This is a genomic window from Synechocystis sp. IPPAS B-1465 (assembly GCF_003015225.1).
Classification (GTDB): Bacteria; Cyanobacteriota; Cyanobacteriia; order Cyanobacteriales; family Microcystaceae; genus Synechocystis.
In genome coordinates, this window is record NZ_CP028094.1 from 2,655,135 (window position 1) to 2,674,915 (window position 19,781).

18 protein-coding genes are annotated in these 19,781 nt (G+C 49.7%); 11 read left to right on the plus strand and 7 right to left on the minus strand.

Features of this window, described 5'->3' with window-relative positions; all coding sequences use genetic code 11:
• Positions 1-8: 8 nt before the first annotated feature.
• The 3 genes from C7I86_RS19225 to C7I86_RS12520 all read left to right on the plus strand — a co-directional run bounded on the left by C7I86_RS19225 (position 9) and on the right by C7I86_RS12520 (position 2,784).
• A complete protein-coding gene (locus tag C7I86_RS19225) occupies positions 9-830 on the plus strand; it encodes a thiazole synthase (RefSeq protein ID WP_369791791.1) in 822 nt (273 codons plus the stop codon).
• A gap of 335 nt (positions 831-1,165) precedes the next feature.
• A complete protein-coding gene (locus C7I86_RS12515) occupies positions 1,166-1,744 on the plus strand; it encodes a DUF3782 domain-containing protein (protein ID WP_010873579.1) in 579 nt (192 codons plus the stop codon).
• Positions 1,745-1,845: 101 nt separating this feature from the next.
• Positions 1,846-2,784, plus strand: coding sequence for a folate-binding protein YgfZ (locus C7I86_RS12520; protein WP_010873580.1), 939 nt, complete (start codon positions 1,846-1,848; stop codon positions 2,782-2,784).
• 70 nt (positions 2,785-2,854) lie between these two features.
• On the opposite strand, the gene C7I86_RS12525 is transcribed toward C7I86_RS12520, so the two are convergent.
• Positions 2,855-3,301 carry a hypothetical protein gene (locus tag C7I86_RS12525; RefSeq protein ID WP_010873581.1) on the minus strand — a complete coding sequence of 149 codons (447 nt, stop codon included), beginning with the start codon at positions 3,299-3,301 and terminating at the stop codon, positions 2,855-2,857.
• 255 nt (positions 3,302-3,556) lie between these two features.
• Here C7I86_RS12525 and cobS point away from each other — a divergent pair, with 255 nt between their 5' ends.
• The gene (cobS, locus tag C7I86_RS12530) at positions 3,557-4,339 is read left to right on the plus strand and encodes an adenosylcobinamide-GDP ribazoletransferase (protein WP_010873582.1); all 783 of its coding nucleotides are present in this window, start codon (positions 3,557-3,559) and stop codon (positions 4,337-4,339) included.
• Positions 4,340-4,564: 225 nt separating this feature from the next.
• On the opposite strand, the gene C7I86_RS18760 is transcribed toward cobS, so the two are convergent.
• A complete protein-coding gene (locus tag C7I86_RS18760) occupies positions 4,565-4,732 on the minus strand; it encodes a hypothetical protein (RefSeq protein WP_158299081.1) in 168 nt (55 codons plus the stop codon).
• A gap of 54 nt (positions 4,733-4,786) precedes the next feature.
• Between C7I86_RS18760 and C7I86_RS12535 the strand changes: the two genes are divergently transcribed.
• From C7I86_RS12535 to C7I86_RS12550, 4 genes are all read left to right on the plus strand, one after another.
• Complete coding sequence (locus C7I86_RS12535; protein ID WP_010873583.1) at positions 4,787-5,572, plus strand: hypothetical protein; 786 nt, start codon at positions 4,787-4,789, stop codon at positions 5,570-5,572.
• A 39-nt stretch (positions 5,573-5,611) separates the two neighbouring features.
• Complete coding sequence (gene glyQ / locus C7I86_RS12540) at positions 5,612-6,511, plus strand: glycine--tRNA ligase subunit alpha (RefSeq protein WP_010873584.1); 900 nt, start codon at positions 5,612-5,614, stop codon at positions 6,509-6,511.
• Between the two features lie 49 nt (positions 6,512-6,560).
• Positions 6,561-7,451, plus strand: coding sequence for a mechanosensitive ion channel family protein (locus tag C7I86_RS12545; protein ID WP_010873585.1), 891 nt, complete (start codon positions 6,561-6,563; stop codon positions 7,449-7,451).
• Positions 7,452-7,665: 214 nt separating this feature from the next.
• Positions 7,666-8,991 (plus strand): cell wall metabolism sensor histidine kinase WalK, encoded by a 1,326-nt coding sequence (locus tag C7I86_RS12550; RefSeq protein ID WP_010873586.1) that lies wholly within the window; start codon positions 7,666-7,668, stop codon positions 8,989-8,991.
• Between the two features lie 81 nt (positions 8,992-9,072).
• On the opposite strand, the gene C7I86_RS12555 is transcribed toward C7I86_RS12550, so the two are convergent.
• Both C7I86_RS12555 and C7I86_RS12560 read right to left on the minus strand, forming a co-directional pair.
• Complete coding sequence (locus tag C7I86_RS12555; protein ID WP_010873587.1) at positions 9,073-9,438, minus strand: DUF3593 domain-containing protein; 366 nt, start codon at positions 9,436-9,438, stop codon at positions 9,073-9,075.
• Positions 9,393-9,707, minus strand: coding sequence for a DUF2499 domain-containing protein (locus C7I86_RS12560; protein ID WP_010873588.1), 315 nt, complete (start codon positions 9,705-9,707; stop codon positions 9,393-9,395). Before C7I86_RS12560 ends, C7I86_RS12555 begins: the two co-directional genes overlap by 46 nt.
• A 402-nt stretch (positions 9,708-10,109) precedes the next feature.
• Between C7I86_RS12560 and C7I86_RS12565 the strand changes: the two genes are divergently transcribed.
• Positions 10,110-11,594: a folate/biopterin family MFS transporter gene (locus C7I86_RS12565; RefSeq protein WP_010873589.1), complete on the plus strand. Its 1,485-nt coding sequence runs from the start codon at positions 10,110-10,112 to the stop codon at positions 11,592-11,594.
• Between the two features lie 152 nt (positions 11,595-11,746).
• Positions 11,747-13,228 (plus strand): site-2 protease family protein, encoded by a 1,482-nt coding sequence (locus C7I86_RS12570; RefSeq protein WP_010873590.1) that lies wholly within the window; start codon positions 11,747-11,749, stop codon positions 13,226-13,228.
• A 20-nt stretch (positions 13,229-13,248) separates the two neighbouring features.
• On the opposite strand, the gene C7I86_RS12575 is transcribed toward C7I86_RS12570, so the two are convergent.
• Positions 13,249-14,643 (minus strand): ABC transporter substrate-binding protein, encoded by a 1,395-nt coding sequence (locus C7I86_RS12575; RefSeq protein WP_020862109.1) that lies wholly within the window; start codon positions 14,641-14,643, stop codon positions 13,249-13,251.
• Positions 14,644-14,795: 152 nt separating this feature from the next.
• Here C7I86_RS12575 and dusB point away from each other — a divergent pair, with 152 nt between their 5' ends.
• A complete protein-coding gene (gene dusB / locus C7I86_RS12580) occupies positions 14,796-15,863 on the plus strand; it encodes a tRNA dihydrouridine synthase DusB (RefSeq protein ID WP_010873592.1) in 1,068 nt (355 codons plus the stop codon).
• Here dusB and menD read toward each other — a convergent pair.
• Together menD and C7I86_RS12590 are read right to left on the minus strand one after the other, a co-directional pair.
• Positions 15,822-17,609: a 2-succinyl-5-enolpyruvyl-6-hydroxy-3-cyclohexene-1-carboxylic-acid synthase gene (gene menD / locus C7I86_RS12585; RefSeq protein WP_010873593.1), complete on the minus strand. Its 1,788-nt coding sequence runs from the start codon at positions 17,607-17,609 to the stop codon at positions 15,822-15,824. The two genes, dusB and menD, sit on opposite strands and share 42 nt — an antisense overlap.
• Positions 17,602-19,677, minus strand: a complete 2,076-nt coding sequence (locus C7I86_RS12590; protein WP_010873594.1) for a PP2C family serine/threonine-protein phosphatase — start codon at positions 19,675-19,677, stop codon at positions 17,602-17,604. The genes menD and C7I86_RS12590 overlap by 8 nt, the downstream gene beginning before the upstream one ends.
• Positions 19,678-19,781 lie beyond the last annotated feature (104 nt).

Sequence of the window (19,781 nt, forward strand, 5' to 3'; positions counted from 1 at the left end):
ACCCTTCCCTGCCCCATGCCGCTGAAAATTCAGAGGGCAGTAAAGATTTGCTAGAAATTGCTGGCCGTAAATTCCACTCCCGCCTAATGACGGGCACCGGCAAATATCCTTCCCTCACCACCATGCAGGAAAGCGTCGCTAGCAGTGGTTGTCAGATTGTCACCGTGGCAGTGCGCCGAGTACAAACCAATGCCCCAGGCCACGAGGGATTAGCGGAAGCCATTGATTGGTCCACCATTTGGATGCTCCCCAACACCGCTGGTTGTCAAACGGCCGAGGAAGCTATTCGGGTAGCCCGGTTGGGAAGGGAAATGGCTAAGTTACTGGGCCAGGAAGATAATAATTTCATCAAGCTAGAAGTCATTCCCGATACCCAATACCTCTTACCAGACCCCATTGGCACCCTCGAGGCGGCAGAACAGTTGGTTAAGGAAGGTTTTGCCGTACTGCCCTATATCAACGCTGATCCCTTATTGGCGAAAAGGCTGGAAGAAGTGGGCTGTGCCACTGTGATGCCCCTTGGTTCCCCCATCGGTTCTGGGCAGGGTATCCGTAACGCCGCCAACATTGGCATCATTATTGAGAATGCCAAGGTTCCCGTGGTGGTGGATGCGGGCATTGGCACCCCCAGTGAAGCAGCCCAAGCAATGGAAATGGGCGCTGATGCGGTGTTGATCAACAGTGCGATCGCCATGGCGGCCAATCCCGTGGCCATGGCCCAGGCTATGGGAATGGCTACCCAAGCAGGGAGGCTCGCCTATCTGTCGGGCAGAATGCCCATTAAAGCCAAGGCCAATGCCAGTTCTCCCCTCACGGGCCTAGTGGGTTAGGAGATTTTCCGGATCAAAAGTCCCAAACTCTTAGAGCGTGTTTGAAAAGTCGGCATAATTGGGAAAAATGGTGAAGAATATAGAATTTTCACCATTTTCCATTCTTCACCCTACTTTTCAAACATATTCTTAACTAATGAGAACTTTTAAAAACAGCAACAAAAAAATACTCAACAATTCAGGCACAGGAAATCCCAACAATAAAGCGTTCATTAGCCACTAAAATTACCTTGCAGCTATCGAAACTTGCTTTGCAAATCGGCGAGCTGGGGCGATCGCCAAGGACAGGTGGCGACCCGTTAAACTTGAGTCAAGACAAATAATCCCGAATAACTATGGCAACTACCGCTGATGAAGTTTGGCAATTGCTTGGAGAACTGATCCAGTCCCAGAAAGAAACGGAACGGCGTTTGCAAGAAACTGAACGTTTACTGAAAGAACAGTCCCAAAAAACTGATCGCCAAATTCAAGAGTTGAGTAAACAAATTGGTGGTCTAGGCAAAAAATTCGGCAGCTTTACTGAAGGGCTGGCCTTGCCTTCCATGGAAACTATCCTCTACGAAAAATTTGCCATGGAAGTGGTGACCCCCAGCGTCCGAGTGAGCAAGCGGGGCAAACATATTGAATTAGATGTGCTGGCCTATGCCAATGGAGAGGTGAACACCGCCATTGTGGTAGAGGTTAAAAGCCATGCCCGCCAGGAATCCATCGGTCAATTAATTACCCACCTGCAAAGCTTTCGGGAATTTTTTCCTGAGCATGGAGACAAAAAACTCTATGGCATCCTCGCCGCCGTAGATTTGTCCAATGCCCTGCGGGAAGAAGTGTTAAAAGCTGGATTATACGTCGCCCGCATTCGGGGAGAAATTTTTGAACTCGATACTCCCCCCACTTTTCAGCCCAAAGCTTGGTAGGGAGAATTTCTACCTCTACCCATGGATAACCGCCATAAACTTTCTGCCCCTAATCCTGCTATAGAATTCAGTAGTAGAATCAAATTTAGATTTATTTATTCATGGCCCTTCCCTTTGACCTGGAGCAAACTTGGCTCTATCCCCTGCCCGAATTTAGTTTGATTGCATTACAAGGGGAAGACCGGCGGCGCTTTTTACACAACCAAACCACCAACGCAGTGGAAGCTAGGGCTGTGGGGGAATGGTTTGAAACCGTATTCGTCAACTCCACCGGCAGAACCTTAGAACTTGCCACGGTCTATGTACGTCAAGACTCCCTTTGGCTTCAAGTGGAAGCCGGGCAAAAAGATTTCCTCTGGCAATGGATGGACCGATTTATTTTCCCCTTTGACAAAGTGGAACTGCGGGATTTATCTGCCCATTATCGGGCGGTGGTGCTGTTGGGGGAAAAGGTTGAAGAGCATAATTTAGGTTGGCAATTGCCCACTGGGAACCAATGGTTAGCCCAATCGGTGCAGGGAGTTGAATTGCTCATTTCCGCCCAAACGGGGTTGGATTTGCCCGGTTATACGGTGATTTTTCCTGCGGATCAACAGGAATTGGTTAATCAACTTTGGGGGCATTTACCCCTAATCAACCCAGACCAATGGGAAAGTTTGCGTATTTACCAGGGCAGACCCCAAGCAGGGAAAGAATTAACAGAGGACTACAATCCCCTCGAAGCGGGTTTGTGGCGAGCGATCTCTTTTACTAAAGGTTGTTACATTGGGCAGGAAACCATTGCCCGTTTGAATACTTACCAAGGCGTCAAACAAAGGTTGTGGCGCATTACCCTTGATCGCCAGGCGGAAGCGGGAACGGTGATTACCCTAGAAGGACAAAAGGTGGGCATTTTAACCAGTGTGAAAGGATTGACGGGGTTGGGTTACCTCAAAACTAAGTTGGTTGATCAGGGCATGACAGTGCAGTTGGGAGAGGCGATCGCCACGGTAGAAAAACCACCCTACCTGAGCCACCAATATTACCAAGGGCCCAGTTAGATCCCAGCACAAAAGTTTTTCCGCTCAAAAGTCAAATTGATCGGGCAAGTTTGCAAGGACTAGAAGCCTGTCAAAAGTCTTCTTGGTCAGTCTGGACATCAAACCTGGCTGCTAACACCTCTGCTACCGCTTCTTCCAAATCCAGAGGTATAAGTTGGCCATGATTTTCCCTTGGGCTGAGCCAACCATCCAAGGGCATCAGTCGTAACTGCCGACTTTCTTGCCAGAGGTCCATAACAGTTTTTCCCTGGTTATCAAGGCTAATTTCCAGATAATCAAAGCTGTTGACGTTGAGATAAAGGGATTGATTGGTAACAACGGTAGCCTGTTGAGCATCGCTAAACACATCTAGGATCCAACCCTGGCCTTCGGCCTGGGATATGCCATCCAATTGATAGTAGTAATTAACCTGTCCTAAATCGTTTAGGGCCCGTTGCATATCTTCTTTGTTGACCAAAATACCCTGTTCTATCACACAGGGAGCCGGCAGGGGGAGGGGATGAAATTCAGGATTCATGGGGGTGAGGGCGGGGTAAAAAGCTTGGTCAGTCGGTTGAAGCTAAATATTTACGATTATTAATTCCACCAGGATTACTAACAAAAATCACGTAAAAGTATTAGTCTAGATGGGGAATTTTAGTTTTGGGTTGCCAAGCCGTCGGTGGAGCGATTTGATTGATCCCCGCTTCAATTTTGATCTTAGCCCAAGAATTCGTAACTAGATTTTAAGTTTTTGCTGAGTGGCAACTTCTTACCCTGGGAATGGTGATTTATGGAATGGTGGCGTCGCTGGTATTTTCTCTGGGGCGGAGATAGTGTGGGGGCGGCCATTCTGTTTTACACTCGTTTGCCCTGGCCTCCGAGCTGGCCAGTAAATTTTGACCGTATTGCCCGTTGGATAACCCTAATGGGACTTTTGCTGTCCCTAATTTTGCTGGCGTTAGATCGAGGCTTACATTGGTTGGGCATGGACAACCTATTGCAATCAGCCGTTGTGGTTAGCCTTTGGTTAGCTTTGACCGGGGGGCTCCATTTGGACGGGGTAGCGGATACGGCCGATGGTTTAGCGGTGACCAATCCCAGCAAACGCTTAGCGGTAATGCAAGACAGTTATACGGGGGCCTATGGCGTGATGGCGATCGCCGTGGTTTTATTGCTAAAAACCTTTGCCTTGGCTAGTTTTAGTGACCATGGTTTAGCAAGCTGGGCCCTTATCATGGCTTTGGGGTGGGGCCGTTGGGGCCAACTGTTGGCGATCGCCCTTTATCCTTACCTGAGAGAAAACGGCAAAGGTGCCATGCATAAACGCAATTTAAAATTAAGGCCCGATTTGCTGCTGGGCACAATGATTATTGTCTTTGGGGGAGTGGGCATGGGTTACGCCCTAGCCATTGAGCCTTGGTTGATTCTGGGGGCTACGGGGAGTTCGGCACTAATAGCCTGGGCCGTGGGGCGGTGGTTTGCTCAACAATTTAAAGGTCACACGGGGGACACCTATGGCGCAGTGGTGGAATGGAGTGAAGTATTGATTTTGCTAGGTTTGTCCTTGGTTTAAAGGTTTGAGCCATCTCAATGGCGGTTAATTTTGCCCCGCCATGGGATTATGACCAGTATCAAAGTGAATCGGCGATAATTGTCCTAAATTTTGCAGGAGTAGACATTGGCAGAAAAACGGAAAAAACGGCGATCATCCTCTTCTTTGTTTGGAAAACCCCTATTGGGTTTGGTAGGATTGACCCTAGCGTTATATTTGTTGAGGGGCTGGGGGATTATTACCTTTTTACCTGGGGGAATCTTCCTTGGCATGGCCGCCCTCACGGTCTTGGTGGCCCTGTTGTACGGCTGGGAATTGACTAGCCGTTAGGTCAATGTTGGTAATGCTGGGGTAAAATTCAGACCGCAAACTGTTGTGATCATTGCCGCAGGTTTGTTCGTTTTTGCTTAACATTTAACTCTGTTTCCGATTCGATTCATCTAAATCTGGTTCAATTGCTGAGTTGCCATGACTGGAAAAGTTGCCGAAAGTGATCCCAAAGGACTGTTAGTACTGATTCTGCCCCTGGCCGTGGCGATGGTTTTTATCTACAAAACCTGGCGGTGGATTTTGTTCGGTCTCACCTTGGCGATCGCCTGGGTGGCCTGGGACAATTATCAATGGCAACAGAAATGCATCGCCATCGACCCCCTGTTCAATCAACTGGTGCAAAAAAATCAGGGCATCATCACCAAGGCAGATTTGATTGATGCGGGCATTGCCAAAGGTCGGGCAGCCCAACGTTATCTGGATGACAAGGTGGCGGAGTATGGCCCCTACGAAAAACAGGTGGGGCAAGCGAAAGTTTACTACTTTATTTCTTCCTCTACCCTAGGCGACATTTTTGACGACAGTGAACCGGAATTGGAAGAGCCTGCCCCCAGCTCTCGCCAGTTAGCCGCTACCACCGCTCCGGTGGTGGACCATCCCCTAGTACCTCCCCAGGAAGAATTGATGGCGGCCCCGGTTGGTCAAAGTCCTTTCTCCCAATTGGCGGAAATTAAGGAAGCCCGTAAGCACCAGGAAGAGGAGAAGACGGCCGAAGCCACGGAATCCACTCCAGCAGAAACTACCCCAAGCAATTCCGCCCTGACCTTGATCCAATCGGAATTAGCCAAGCGCCTAGACACCACCTCCAGCACCCTAGCCCGGCGCAAAAACGAAGATAATTTTGCCGACTGGAGTCAAACTAGGGACCCCGATGGCCTGGCTTGGAGCTATGATCCAGAGTCCAAATTATTCGTCACCATCTAGTCCTTTAGTAATCATTTAGCATCAAGTTGTTGGCTTTCTATGACCATTACTTTCCAAGCTGTTATCGCCAAGTTGAACGAATTTTGGGCCCAGCAAGGTTGCCTCATTGCCCAACCCTTTGACACGGAAAAAGGCGCTGGCACCATGAATCCCCACACCTTTCTACGGGCGATCGGGCCGGAACCTTGGTCAGTGGCCTATGTGGAGCCCTGTCGCCGGCCCACCGATGGCCGCTATGGAGAAAATCCCAACCGGGTACAGCACTATTTCCAGTATCAGGTGTTAATTAAGCCTTCCCCGGACAATATTCAGGAAGTGTATCTTGATTCCCTACGGGCCCTGGGTATTCAGCCCGAGGATCACGACATTCGTTTTGTGGAAGATAACTGGGAATCCCCAACCCTGGGGGCCTGGGGCGTAGGCTGGGAAGTGTGGCTCGACGGCATGGAAGTGACCCAATTTACCTATTTTCAGCAATGTGGTGGCATTGACTGTCGCCCCGTTTCCATCGAGATTACCTATGGCTTGGAACGGTTGGCCATGTATCTGCAAAATGTGGAGGCGATCGACCAAATTCAGTGGAATGAAAAGCTCAGCTACGGGGATATTTTCTGGCAGGGAGAAGTAGAGCAGTGTACCTATAATTTTGAAGCGTCTAACCCCGATTTATTATTTCAATTGTTTGCCCTTTACGAACAGGAAGCAGGGCAGTTAATCGAACGGGGTTTAGCTTTGCCCAGTTTGGAATATGTCCTGAAATGCTCCCATGCGTTTAATTTACTCGACGCGAGGGGAGTAATTGCCGTGACTGAGCGCACCCGTTACATTGGTCGCATTCGTAACTTGGCTAGGGAAGTGGCCCATATTTATTTACAACAACGGGAAGCCCTAGGTTTTCCCTTGGATAAAAAAGTAGATAAACCAATTTCCCTCGTATAGGCTGATTTAAAAACTTAAATTACCGCCCAGCCTGTCCCCTACACCATTAATGGTGAATTTGTTGTTTCTTTTTTTCATTATGTCCTTTTTCCCAAATAATATTTTCGATTATGATCAACAAGCAATTACTGATTTACTAATTACTGCTTCTCTGAAAATTCTCTTTGCGCTAGCAATTTTATTAATTGGCTTTTGGTTATCGAAAAGACTACAAAAGCTAATTATTAGAGCCTTAAGAAAATCCAATCTGGAGCCAACTTTTATTTCCTTTGCGGGCAATATCAGTTACTACCTACTTTTGGTTGTGTTCTTTGTGCTCTGTTTAGCCCAACTAGGCATTCAAACTAGTTCCCTCGTCGCTCTTTTGGGGGCTTCCACCCTGGCGATCGGTTTAGCTCTGCAGGGTTCCCTCGCTAACGTGGCAGGGGGTATTTTGCTGGTGTTGTTTAATTATTTTCGGGTGGGGGAAAGGATCGAAGTTGCTGGCATTGAAGGGATCGTGGAGTCGATTGAGATACTTTCGACTACCATTTGTACCTACGACAATCGCTTGGTGACTATTCCCAATAAACAAATCATTGAAAATAATATTATTAACCATGTGGGTAAGCCCGAGCGCCGCATAGATTTAGTCATTGGGGTGGGGTACGAGGAAGATATTGACCATGTACGGTCTTCTTTACAGTGGGTAATTGATCAAAATAGTGAAGTTTGCACAGAACCAGCCCCTACCATTGCCCTGGGGGAATTAGGAGATAGCAGTGTTAATTTCTACGTGCGTCCCTGGGTAAAATCTGAAGATTACTTCCGCCTCAAATTGCAATTAACCGAAGCAATTAAACGGAAGCTAGACGAAGAAAATATTTCCATTCCTTTCCCCCAGCGGGACGTACATTTAATTCAACCAGAAACAAAGGAGTTGGATATTAAAGCGGCTTAAAAGTTAGCTACATTTCTAAGGTTACTAAGTAATTAGGGGGAATGACTGAATTTCCCCCATGGTCTCAGTGGGGGATGATAATCGAGGGAGAAAACTTAGTTATTCTGCCCATCTTTATCAGTGAAACTCCGGTAATTGACAAGTTCCATACAATTTCCCCTTACCATCTGGTACCCAAGGATTTTTGCCACCTCGTCCCAGGACAATTAACGCTATGTTTCAGGCCACCCGTCGACGTTTAGCTTTGTGGTACACCTTGGTAACAGCGGTGTTATTGTTGCTATTTGCTAGCGGGGTTTATTTCTATGTCCGTCAAACCTTGGTAGAAAGAATTGATGACACCCTTAAGCATGTGGTGGAAGTGGTGAATCGTTCTCTGGTGGTACAAGGCCTAGACCAGGCGGAATATGGGCTGAATGTGTCGGCAAGTTTTCGCGATAATGACGCTTCCGTGGACGATGACCACATTGATTTGGAGTGGTTCAGTGCGGAGGGTCGCTTGCTGTGGTCCACCATGGGCAACAATTCTCCCCTTTCCCTTGCTAGCCAATCTAAGACAGAGACAGTTTCTTTTTCCGGCGATCGCCAGTTGCGCCAAGTAACGAAAAGAATTCAGGAAGGGGGCATGGTATTGGGCTATCTGCGGGTGAGCCATCCTTGGTTTGAAGTGACTAAACCCATTCAGCAATTGGCCTGGGATTTAAGCTTGGGGCTAACTATTTTGGTGAGTAGTGCGGCGGCCATTGGTTGGTTTCTATCGGGGTTAGCGATGGAGCCGATCGCCGAATCTTACCAGAGCTTGAAACAGTTCACCGCCGATGCCTCCCACGAACTTAGAAACCCCATTGCGGTGATTCAAACCAATGTGCAACAGGCTTTGGAATATCCCGAAGCGGACCCCCAACAACAACGCCAACAACTCCAGGTCATTGAACGACTTACCCAACGGCTGGGCAATTTGGTTAATGATTTGCTCTTCCTGGCCCGTTCTGACAGTGGGACCCTCGGCCGGACTTGGCAAACCATTCCTTTGGATGCGTTGTTGATTGAGGTGATTGAAGAACAACGGCTCACCGCTGAACAACGGGGAATTTTTCTTTCCCTTAGAATCGAAAGCCGGGGAGAGGAACTGGAGGAAGATTTCACTGTGCAAGGAGATTGGGACCAGTTGGCTCGCCTATTCACTAACCTAATTACCAACGCCTTTGACCATAGCCGGCCCCGGGAACAAACGGAACCTTCCGTAGCCCTCACCCTAGAACACTGTACTGCTGACCATGGGGCCCTGCGACCTAGGCAATCTGGCTTACAGGTCACAGTGGCAGATAACGGGGTGGGCATTGACCCAGAGCAAATTCCCCATTTATTTGACCGCTTTTTCCGGGCGGATCCTTCCCGATCGCCTAATCAAGGGGTTGGCCTCGGGCTGGCGATTGTGGCGGCCATTGTTCAGCATCACCAGGGCAAAATCAGTGTCACCAGTTCTCCCCAGGGCAGTCAATTTCGGGTGCAACTGCCTAGTGCCGCTCCTCTTGGATAGGCAGTTAAATTTCCCAGTTTTAAACTTCTTACTTTGCTTTATCGTTTCCCTACGATTTCCCCTGCTCACTGAACAACAAAGCTAATTATTTTCCTGTTTTTCCGCCGATTGTCGGGCTAGACCCTGGATAAAGCCAAAAACTACCAACAGATTGGAAAGGGATAAAAATACCTCTGCACTGCCGTGGAGCCAATCTACATCGGCCAACTGGGCTTGGTAATGGCTTTCAGCGTAGAGCCCCGCAGGGATAGTTACCACAACAAACACCAATAGAACATAAAATCCCACCATTACGAGCTTGGGGGTTTGCGGCGATTGCCGTAGAAACCAGAGAAAACCCAGGTAGGGAAAAAGGGAAAGGGCAAAAAGATTTTCCTTGGCAAAAATTTGGCTAAGTTCCATCAGGGCTTGGGGGCAGAGGGCTGGGCTGATTGACGATAAATCCACCAGGCCGCCAGGCAAAGGGTAATATTGCCAATCACGGTGGTCAGGGCCTGGAGCGTCACTAACCAATCTAACTGACTAGCATTGTCAAAGAAATGCCAAGTACAGGCACAGGTGGCACTCACCAGGGCTGGCACCATCCCCCAGGCCAGGGCCCGCCAGTGGCCATAACCAGCTTTTGTAGCATAACGACTCACCAAGGCGATCGCCACGATCCATTCAATGACACTGGAAACATGAACCATCCAAGTGGGAATTGAGAGAGCATTCACTATGGGCTATCCTGGGTGACTGATTTCTATTCAGTAACGATTGCAATCAAAACAAACCAATCATACTGTTCAAAGCCACTGCCGACTGGGGAAAGCAACCTGAGCCATATCTTTTAGGCAAGACCTTTAGGCAAATGGTAACAAAAGCGTTTCGTCTGGTGTGGTTGCAATTTAGGGTTCCGAGGAAAAACTCCACTACCTCGATGATGTTAGTCCCATGGGGTGGTCGTTGCGGAAAAACGCTCCATCTGACCGATTGGTTAACTCTGGCTAATTTCGGTTAATACCTACGGCTGGCGATCGCCAGTAATTTCCGAAACCAATCAGTGCCTGGGTTGGGCTCTTGGCCGGAGGAAATGTCCTACCATGGGGAATACGTAACGAAATATTAAGCAAGTTTCTGTGCTTGTTGCTATGTCCATGACCCCGATCGCCATTTTATTCTCCACTCCCTTGAAGCGTTTCCTGCGGGAAAAGGTGCTCCTGGGCAATGCTCCCAGTTGGGAGTTACTGGCCATCCTCAGCATTTACTTTGTACAAGGGGTGTTGGGTCTCTCCCGTTTAGCAGTGAGCTTTTTCCTCAAGGATGAACTGGGACTGAGTCCGGCGGCTATGGGGGCTCTGATTGGTTTAGGGGCGGCGCCCTGGATTCTGAAGCCAGTGCTTGGTTTAATGTCCGACACGGTGCCTCTATTTGGCTATCGACGGCGATCATACCTCTGGTTATCGGGGTTAATGGGTAGTGCCGGTTGGCTATTGTTTGCTGCCTGGGTGAGCAGTGGTACTCAAGCCGGGTTAGTGTTGCTTTTCACTTCCCTATCCGTGGCGATCGGCGATGTGATTGTCGATTCCCTAGTGGTGGAACGGGCCCAACGGGAATCCTTAGCCCAAGTGGGATCTTTGCAATCCCTCACCTGGGGAGCCGCCGCCGTGGGGGGCATTATCACCGCCTATGCCAGTGGGGCTTTGTTGGAGTGGTTTAGCACCCGCACCGTATTCGCCATCACCGCCATTTTTCCTTTGCTGACCGTTGGGGCAGCTTTTTTAATCAGCGAAGTTTCCACCGCTGAGGAAGAGGAGAAACCGCAACCCAAGGCCCAAATTAAATTGGTTTGGCAGGCGGTACGTCAAAAAACGATTCTATTGCCCACTTTGTTTATTTTCTTTTGGCAGGCAACCCCCAGCGCCGAGTCAGCCTTTTTTTATTTCACCACCAACGAGTTAGGCTTTGAGCCGAAATTTTTGGGGCGGGTGCGCTTGGTCACTAGCGTGGCCGGATTGATTGGGGTGGGACTTTACCAACGCTTTTTAAAAACCTTGCCTTTCCGGGTGATCATGGGCTGGAGTACAGTGATTTCCAGCCTGCTGGGGTTAACTACCCTGATTTTAATTACCCACGCCAACCGAGCCATGGGTATTGATGACCATTGGTTTAGCTTGGGGGATAGCATTATTCTCACCGTAACGGGGCAAATTGCCTTTATGCCGGTGTTGGTTTTGGCCGCGCGCCTCTGTCCCCCGGGCATTGAAGCGACTTTGTTTGCCCTATTGATGTCGGTGATGAATTTGGCCGGCGTATTGTCCTTCGAGGTGGGGTCATTACTGACCCATTGGTTGGGGGTAACGGAAACCCAATTTGATAATTTGGCTTTGTTGGTCATTATCACTAACCTTTCCACCCTGCTGCCCTTGCCCTTTTTGGGACTGTTGCCAGCGGGAGATCCCCAAGTAAAAGACAAAACAGAAAAAGAGGATAATCCTGATGACCCAGGCGATCGCCTGGTGTTGCCTCCAGCGGAAGTGTTTGAACATCATACAGTGGGCAGTTTGAGCGACCAAAATTTCTTGCCCGAATTTTTCCCGGAAAAAAGTTCCAGCCGTCCCTAGTTTCCGGTGAGTAGGGCTACAACGCTTTGCCCCTGGAGGCAATACTTTAGACTGGAGAGGGGATTGATTGGCCTCGAACTGCCTGTTTTGCTAATCCAGGCCACCCCGCCCAGAATCTAGCTGTGACCCTGTAACCTCCGAGTTTTGTAACAATGTGGCTTCTTTTGCTCATCCTTGCTGTCATCACTTATTTTGTGGTTAAAAGCAATGCCGCCCCCATCACCCGCACCCCGATTTGGATATTGTGGTTGGTGTTGATGGCTCCGGCCACCCTCTGGACAATTTGGGCCATGATTTACGGCCCCGATGCCCCCCTGCCGCCCCTACTGCTCCTGGGGCCATTTTTGGTTTGTCCACTGCTCTACTGGTGGTTGGTGCAAAAAGGTCGCATTGTCCCCGATAAAGAGGCCCAAGCTACCGCTTCCCCTAGCACCGATGGCACCCAAGGAAAAGAGCAGAAATCATCACAGCCAACCCCTCGACCCATTGATGCGGCGGAAGAAAAATCTTTGCGGGATTGTTTTCCCTGGGGAGTGTATTACCTCCAGCAATTAGACTATCGCCCCCAAGCCATTCTGTGCCGAGGTAAATTACAGGTAGCGCCGGAAATGGCCTATGAACGGGTCAAGGGCAATGTGGAAGATGTCTTTGGCGATCGCTTTTTAGTTTTATTTCAAGAAAGTTTACAAGGCCAACCTTTTTTCGCCTTGGTCCCTAACCCGGCCCAGGCGAAGGAAGATCGCGTTAATAATGGCGAAAAGCTCCATAAACCTTGGTTAGCGTTAACCTTACTGCTGCTCACTGGGTTTACCACCACCATGGTGGGGGCGGAAATGGCCGGTTTGACCCCCGAAAAACTCCAGGCAGGCATCCAGACGTTAATGGTGGGTTTACCCTACAGTTTGGCAATTTTGACTATTTTGGGGTGCCATGAATTGAGTCACTATGGGGCAGCGATCCACTACAAAATCCGCACCACTTTGCCCTATTTCATTCCCATTCCCTTCTTTTTGGGTACCTTTGGCGCTTTTATCCAGATGAAGTCCCCGGTGCCCCACCGTAAGGCCTTATTTGATGTGGCGATCGCCGGGCCGTTGGGGGGCTTGGTGGTGGCGTTGCCAATTTTATGGTGGGGGTTGGCCCAATCCACTGTGGAACCCATGCCGGACAATACTAACCTGTTGCGGTTTGATGCCCTGGATTATCGTTTTTCTCTGCTGATGACCCTAATTACGAAGGCAGCGTTGGGCAGTCAATTAGGGGCTAATACGGTGTTAGACCTCCATCCCTTGGCGATCGCCGGTTACATTGGTTTGATTGTGACTGCCTTGAATCTGATGCCCTTTGGTCAATTGGACGGGGGGCACATTATCCACGCCATGTTGGGACAACGGGCGGCCATTGTGACAGGGCAAATTACCAGGGTGGCCATGGTGCTGCTGTCCTTTATCCGTAGTGATTTTTTCATCTGGGCAATTATTTTGTTACTGATGCCTGTGGGGGATCAGCCAGCTTTAAATGATGTCAGCGAGTTGGATGACCGTCGGGATTTGTTAGGTATTCTGGCGATCGCCATTTTGATTTTGATCCTTTTGCCGGTGCCGCCCCCATTAGCCCAGTGGTTGGGAATATAGGGTTAAAAAAAATTGCTAACTCAGCGGTTAATGGGGAAAAAATCGTAGCCGGTCACATGGCTGGGGGAAGGTTTAATTTGCACCAAGGTGGCTTGCCCTGCCCGATCGCCGTTGGGTAAAAAGCGCACTTCCCCGTTAATGGTGCTAGAAACAAATTCCGGTTCCGTCAAAACTTTTTGTAAACCTTCACGGCTGGGAGCGACGGCCAAGGCATTGGCCACGACATAAACCGCATCATAGGTGGCCGCCGTACGCCAAGACACATCTCCCCCCCAAAACTTGCGGGCCGCCTCGGCAAAGGGACGATTGGCCCCACGCTTGGAACTCCAGGGAATGGCCACCATTAAATCCACCATGCTCTGTCCCTGCTCCAACGTTTTAATCGTAGACAGGGGACTATTGCCATAGAGCTTTAACCTTCCTCGGTTGGCATCGCCCAGGGCAAAGGCACGGTCTAGACGATCGATGTGGGGCAAAATCAGCAATCCCTGGGCCCCGCTGGCAACAATTTCTGCCATTTTGGTTTGGCTGTTGAAATTAGCTTCACTCAGATCGCAGACGGTGGGGGCTAACTGGCCGCCGCTGGCCAACAAACCAGTGGTAAATTCCTGGTAAAAAGAAACGCCATCGGGAGCTTTGGAATCGTAGCAAACCGCCACTTGGTCCACTTCTTTCCCGACCTGTTGCACCAAGGTTTGGGCGGAGGTATTGATTTGGGGAATAACCCGAAAAATATGGTTGCCAACATTGGTAATGCCATTGGCGTCGCTGGTGGCGTTGACCAGCACTAATCCCCCCGCTTCGTAGGTAGGGGCCGCACTGAGGGTGGCACTGCTGGCATTGTGTCCCACCACCCCCAAAATCTGATTTTGTTTGACTAACTCCCCGGCAAATTGTTGGGCTAAAGTGCCGTCATTGGCATCATTGACAATGGTGATGTGCAGAAAACGACCGTCAATCCCGCCCTTTTGATTAATTTCTTCCTGGGCCTGGGCCGCTCCTCGCAAAATTTCCTGGGCAATGTTGAGGCTACTGCCCACCGGGGCCACCACCGCTATCTGGAGGGGATTATGGTCTAAAGCCCGCAGATTGTTCAGATAGATCCAGGCTTCCGGGTCGTTGGGGGATTTTTCCAGATATTGAGTTAACTGTTGCAACGCTTCCTGGTTTTTACCCCCGGCGATCGCCTTGGAAGCAAATAGTTTAGTTTCGTTATCCATGGTGGGAACAAGCACCTTTTCCCCCGTGCTGACATTGGCTTGTAATTCCCTTGGCATGGACCCCGTGGTGGATAAACCGGGCCCCACCGTAGCAGGATTCATTCTATTAAATAAAAACCAACCTCCCCCTCCCACAATGCCCAAGGTGACTAACAACGCACCGATTAAAATGGGAATCTCGTTTTTGTTGGACATATTGGTACTCACACTTAAGGGCAACCGACCAAACACAGCTTGGTAGGCATCAAGGGTATTCTTTCCAACATACTAGACCTCAAAGCCTGTCCCCATGGTTTCCCTCTGCTGTAGTTACCGAAAGACGATCGCCTTTTGACTACGGTTCATCGATGGGAAAATGTTCTTATCGATTCATTTCCTTGCAAACCTTGACCCCTAATTCTTTGCTTGATCACTCGCCCAACCCCACCATTTGGGCAAAACCCTTGCAAATTGGTTCCCTAACTCTCCACAGCCGGGTGCTCCAGTCCCCTTTATCGGGGGTGACGGATTTGGTTTTTCGGCGTTTGGTGCGGCGCTATGCTCCCCAGGCCATGCTCTACACGGAAATGGTCAGCGCCACAGAAATCCACCATCTCCGTACTTTGCCCCAGGTGATGGAAATTGATCCCCGGGAAAATCCCATCAGTATCCAACTGTTTGACTGTCGGCCGGACTTTATGGCGGAAGCGGCCCAGAAAGCGGTGGCCCAGGGAGCCCAATCGGTGGACATTAATATGGGCTGTCCGGTCAATAAAATCACCAAAAAGGGGGGCGGTTCGTCCCTTCTGCGGCAACCGGCAGTGGCCGAAGCGATTGTTAAAACTGTGGTGGCAGCGGTGGATGTGCCTGTTACTGTCAAAACTCGCCTCGGTTGGGATGATGGGGAAATTAATATTGTCGAATTTGCCCAAAGATTGCAGGATGCGGGGGCGCAAATGTTGACCCTCCATGGCCGCACCAGGGCCCAGGGCTATAACGGCCGGGCCCGGTGGCAGTGGATTGCCAAAGTTAAACAAGCTCTGACCATACCCGTCATTGCCAATGGCGATATTTTTTCGGTAGAAGCGGCGATCGCCTGTTTAGAGGAAACCGGGGCGGACGGAGTGATGTGTTCCCGGGGCAGTTTGGGCTATCCCTTTTTAGTGGGGGAAATTGAGCATTTTTTTAAAACTGGGGAAAAACGAAAAGCTCCCACGGTCGCAGAAAAATTAACCTGTGCCCAGGAACATCTACAAATGCTTTGGGAATATAAGGGGCAACGAGGACTTTTCCAAGCCCGGAAACATTTAGCTTGGTACTGCAAAGATTTTCCCGGAGCGGCAGCGTTACGGGAACAACTTTTTCAGATCAATTCTGTACAGGAAGGCAAAGATTTACTGGATCAAGCTATCAGCACAGCAAAATTGTGCCTGTAATGATTTTAACCATTGGGCCTCTTGGTGGCGATCGCCAATTATTTCCAAAACTCTGATGGGGCTAGAATTATTGCTTGGCCATTGTTCCTTCAAATCCCAAAGGTTAGTAATGATTTTGTGTTCCACTCCATAGGTGCGACAAAGTTGCCCAAAATCCACTCCTTGGGGGGTAGCAAAATAGGTTTCAAACACATCTTCGCACTGGGCAATGGGTAGGGTTTGGAAAATACCACCGCCGTTATTGTTGAGCAAGATAATAGTTAAATTACCTCGCATTTGGCTCTGATTTAAAAAGCCATTACTGTCATGCAATAGGGATAGATCACCAGTTAACAAAACTGTTTCACCCCGACTCCGGTGAGCAATACCCATGGCAGTGGAAAGGGTGCCATCAATGCCGTTAGCGCCCCGGTTAACAAAAATACGATGGTGATCGCCGTTGGCAGGCCAGAAAAATTCCAGCCAGCGCACAGGCAAACTATTCGCCACGAACAAATTGGTTTGGGGCGGTAAACAATGGGCTAATTGGGCCACCATTAAAGGGGTGTGGGCATCAGCTAGGGCAGAAATGATGATTGTTTGGCTTTGGCGTTGTTTTTCCAGCCAACTATGGGCATAATTTTTTTGTTCTGCATCAGGAATGAAACCCTGGTTATGTATATATTCGGCTACTTGGGCAACACTGGCAGATAGGTAAATCGTTTGTCCTTGCAGGGGGTCTAAATTTTCCCCATGGAAATTCAAAATGTAACGGGGACAATCAATGGTGCCCAACCAATGCCGCAACGCCTTACTAGTGGGTAATTCGCCGATTTGAATAATTTGTTCTGGCACTAACTGTTCTGCCCAACGGGGGCAACGGATCAGAAAATCATAATTGGTAATTAAAGCAGTCTGGCCATCGTCATAATTACGCAAAGAACAAAGGGCATCACACAATACGGGATATCCCAACCCCCTGGCGATCGCCAAAATATCAGTTAACAGACTGGGCGTTTCACCACCGGGCATAACTCCCACCAGAATCAAACCCAATGGGCTAAAGTCCAGTTGGGGTGAGGGGAAAGAGAAAATGGAAAAATTAACGGGTAGGGAAATGGCTTCTCCCCGATTCATGGTCGTAAAGGTTGTTAGCCCCCGGTAAAAATGCTCTTTGCTAAATTCTTCAGCTAAGTGCTGTAAGGACTCTCGGGCATGTTCGAGAGGCACCAGGGGTTCGTCAAAGGGACAATTAAGATGCACCACCCCCAACCCAGGCCAAAAACATTTTTGCCAACTATGGAGCGCCGTTTGCCGCAGATAATGGCAATAGTCCATGTTTGGCTCCGGTAAAGCCAATTCCGTTTGCCACTGGGGATAGTGGCCATAGAGCTTGGTTTGGTCAATGGTTTGCCCGGCCCGGCAATGACGTAATCTGGGGGGGCGATCGCCGGTTAGAACCAACAAAGGTACCTGACTGTAATGGGCTTCAATAATGGCAGGCAAAAAATTGGCCGCCGCTGTTCCGGAAGTACACACCAATGCCACTGGTTGCCCTGTGCGTTTGCCATGGCCCAAGGCAAAAAAGCTAGCGGAACGTTCATCTAAACTAACAACGCAATCAATGCCCCCATGGCGGGCCAAAGCCACCGTCAAAGGACTGGAACGGGAACCAGGACAAATCACCGCTTGTTGGAGTCCCAATCGAAATAAGGTTTCCACCAACACAGAGGCGGCCAGGGTATTGGGGTTAGTGAAATCAACCATGGCCCACGCTCAAATCAATTAGGCTCGACGATGGTTGGTTTTGTTCGCCATTACCTTGGCTGAGGTTAAGCATTGCCACCGTTAGGGTCGCAATAATAATCACCATGCCCCCTGCAATTAATAACTGGCTGGTTTTGGAAAGGGTAAGAAATTTGGCAGCCAAGCTCCTCGACCGGTGAGTCTTGTTTAGTTGTTCTGCCATGACGGTCGGAGGATCTAGGGGCGGATTGAGGGGAATTTCTTCCGGAGGCAGGGGCGGTTGGGTATCAAAGGGACGGGAAGCCAAGGATTCCTTGGGGTCCTGTTGGGGGATGGGATGCTCCGGTTCCGTTTCCTTCGGTTTGGACACTGGCCTTTGGCTAAAGTCAGGATAGGCGATCGCCTTGAGTCCCAATTCCGTATCTCCAGTAAAATCTTCCTCTGGGGAATCTCCCTCCGGATCATTTATCTCTGCTTCCGCCGCCGCTTTTTCCGCCTGGGTAGGGGTGGGGACGGAGGGGGAAATCTGACAATGAATTAAAGCCACGGAAACATTGTCATGGCCATTAACTTGGTTGGCCAATTCAATTAACCGGGGCACCGCTTCTGCCACCGGGCGATCGCCTTGTAGCACTGGGAGAAAATCATCTTGCCAATACTGTTCGACCCGATTGTAGTCACAAAAACCATCGGAACAGAGCAAAAATAGACAATCCGTCGGCACAATTAAGCGTTGAATGATGGGATGAAGTTGGGCCGAGGGCCCCAAACCCACTGCCTGGGTTAATGCCCCCGATCTGGGTAACTCCACCGCATGGCGATAGAGCATCAGTCCCAGCCGCACTTCCCGGGATGCCACATCATCGTCCACCGTCACCTGTTTACAACTGTCCGCCGTTAACCAATAGCAACGGGAATCCCCCACATTGGCCAGGAAAAATTGTTGAAAATCCGCCAGGGCCATCACCAGGGTTGTGCCCATCCGTTCCCGTTCTGTTCTTTCCTCCCGGTCATTGCGCCGATTGAGTTGCTCGTTAACTTCTTGGATGTCTTCCTTGAGGTGCTGGATGAAAGTGCGGATTTGCTCCGGCTCATTCATTTGTTTTTGAATTTTGGAAATTACCCGAACGGGTAAATGTTCAATCACCCACTGGGAAGCAATTTCTCCCCCTTCCTGGCCCCCCACCCCGTCACAAATCAGAGTCATGGTGTTGGCCAACTGTTGCCCTTCAATGGGGGTTTCACTGACGGGAAAACAAGCATCTTCGTTGTGGTCTCGACTGGGGCCCCCATCGGTCAAAGCAAAAACCGTGTAACTAAAATCGTACTGCTCTGCTAAGGACTGAATGCCCGTATCCAATACCCTCAGTAAATGGTCAGCGTGGGGAATTTTGCCCTGTTTTAGTTTTTTCCATAGGGTCTGACAAAAATCGGCGATCGCCGGATGGGCATTGGTTAATAGTGGCTCCCAGACTCCTGCCAAATACTTCATCTCATAGAATTGATGCTCATCTAGCTTTAACTGCTGGAGTAATACCTGGGGGCCTTGCACCCTCAACCAATCAAACTCCAACAGGCTAGACACCACCCCCTGCCGTTGCAGCGGTTGCCAAAGGCGAATCATTTGCCAGAGCCAAGTTAACTGCTGTAAGGGACAAGCATGCTCCCACATTTCCCCCAGGGAAGGTAACAACTGTTCATGGACAGGTTCCCCTGCTTGATCCAGCGCCACCGGGCCATAGTCCAACAGCCACACCGATAAATCCTTTTCCTCATCCCAACTAGGAAAATAGTCGTACACCTCCGGCACATTGAGACGAAAGGGCAATAGCTTTTGGTAGGGCAAAATATAATTCGGGATTTCCTCTGGCCCCTCGACCCCCAGGGCCGGCGTAGTGTCCAACAACACCTGGGGCCGCACCAACAGATAACGTTCCAGTAGCAGTTCCCCCGGTTGGTAGGCCTTGATCCAGTCCCCCACCGACCACAGATACCTTTTCAGCAGAGGAGTCCGGCAGGTTTTGCACAGGCGATCGCCTAGGTCATTGGGGGCTTGACAATCGCAGTTGGAGCAGTGGACAGTCGGCACAGCATTACCCCTCGAACAAATTTCTGATTAATTTTAAGGAAATATGCAATCTTAAGAACATTTCCAAAAAGTTGTAATAGGCTAAAAGAGAAAAAACCGCCATT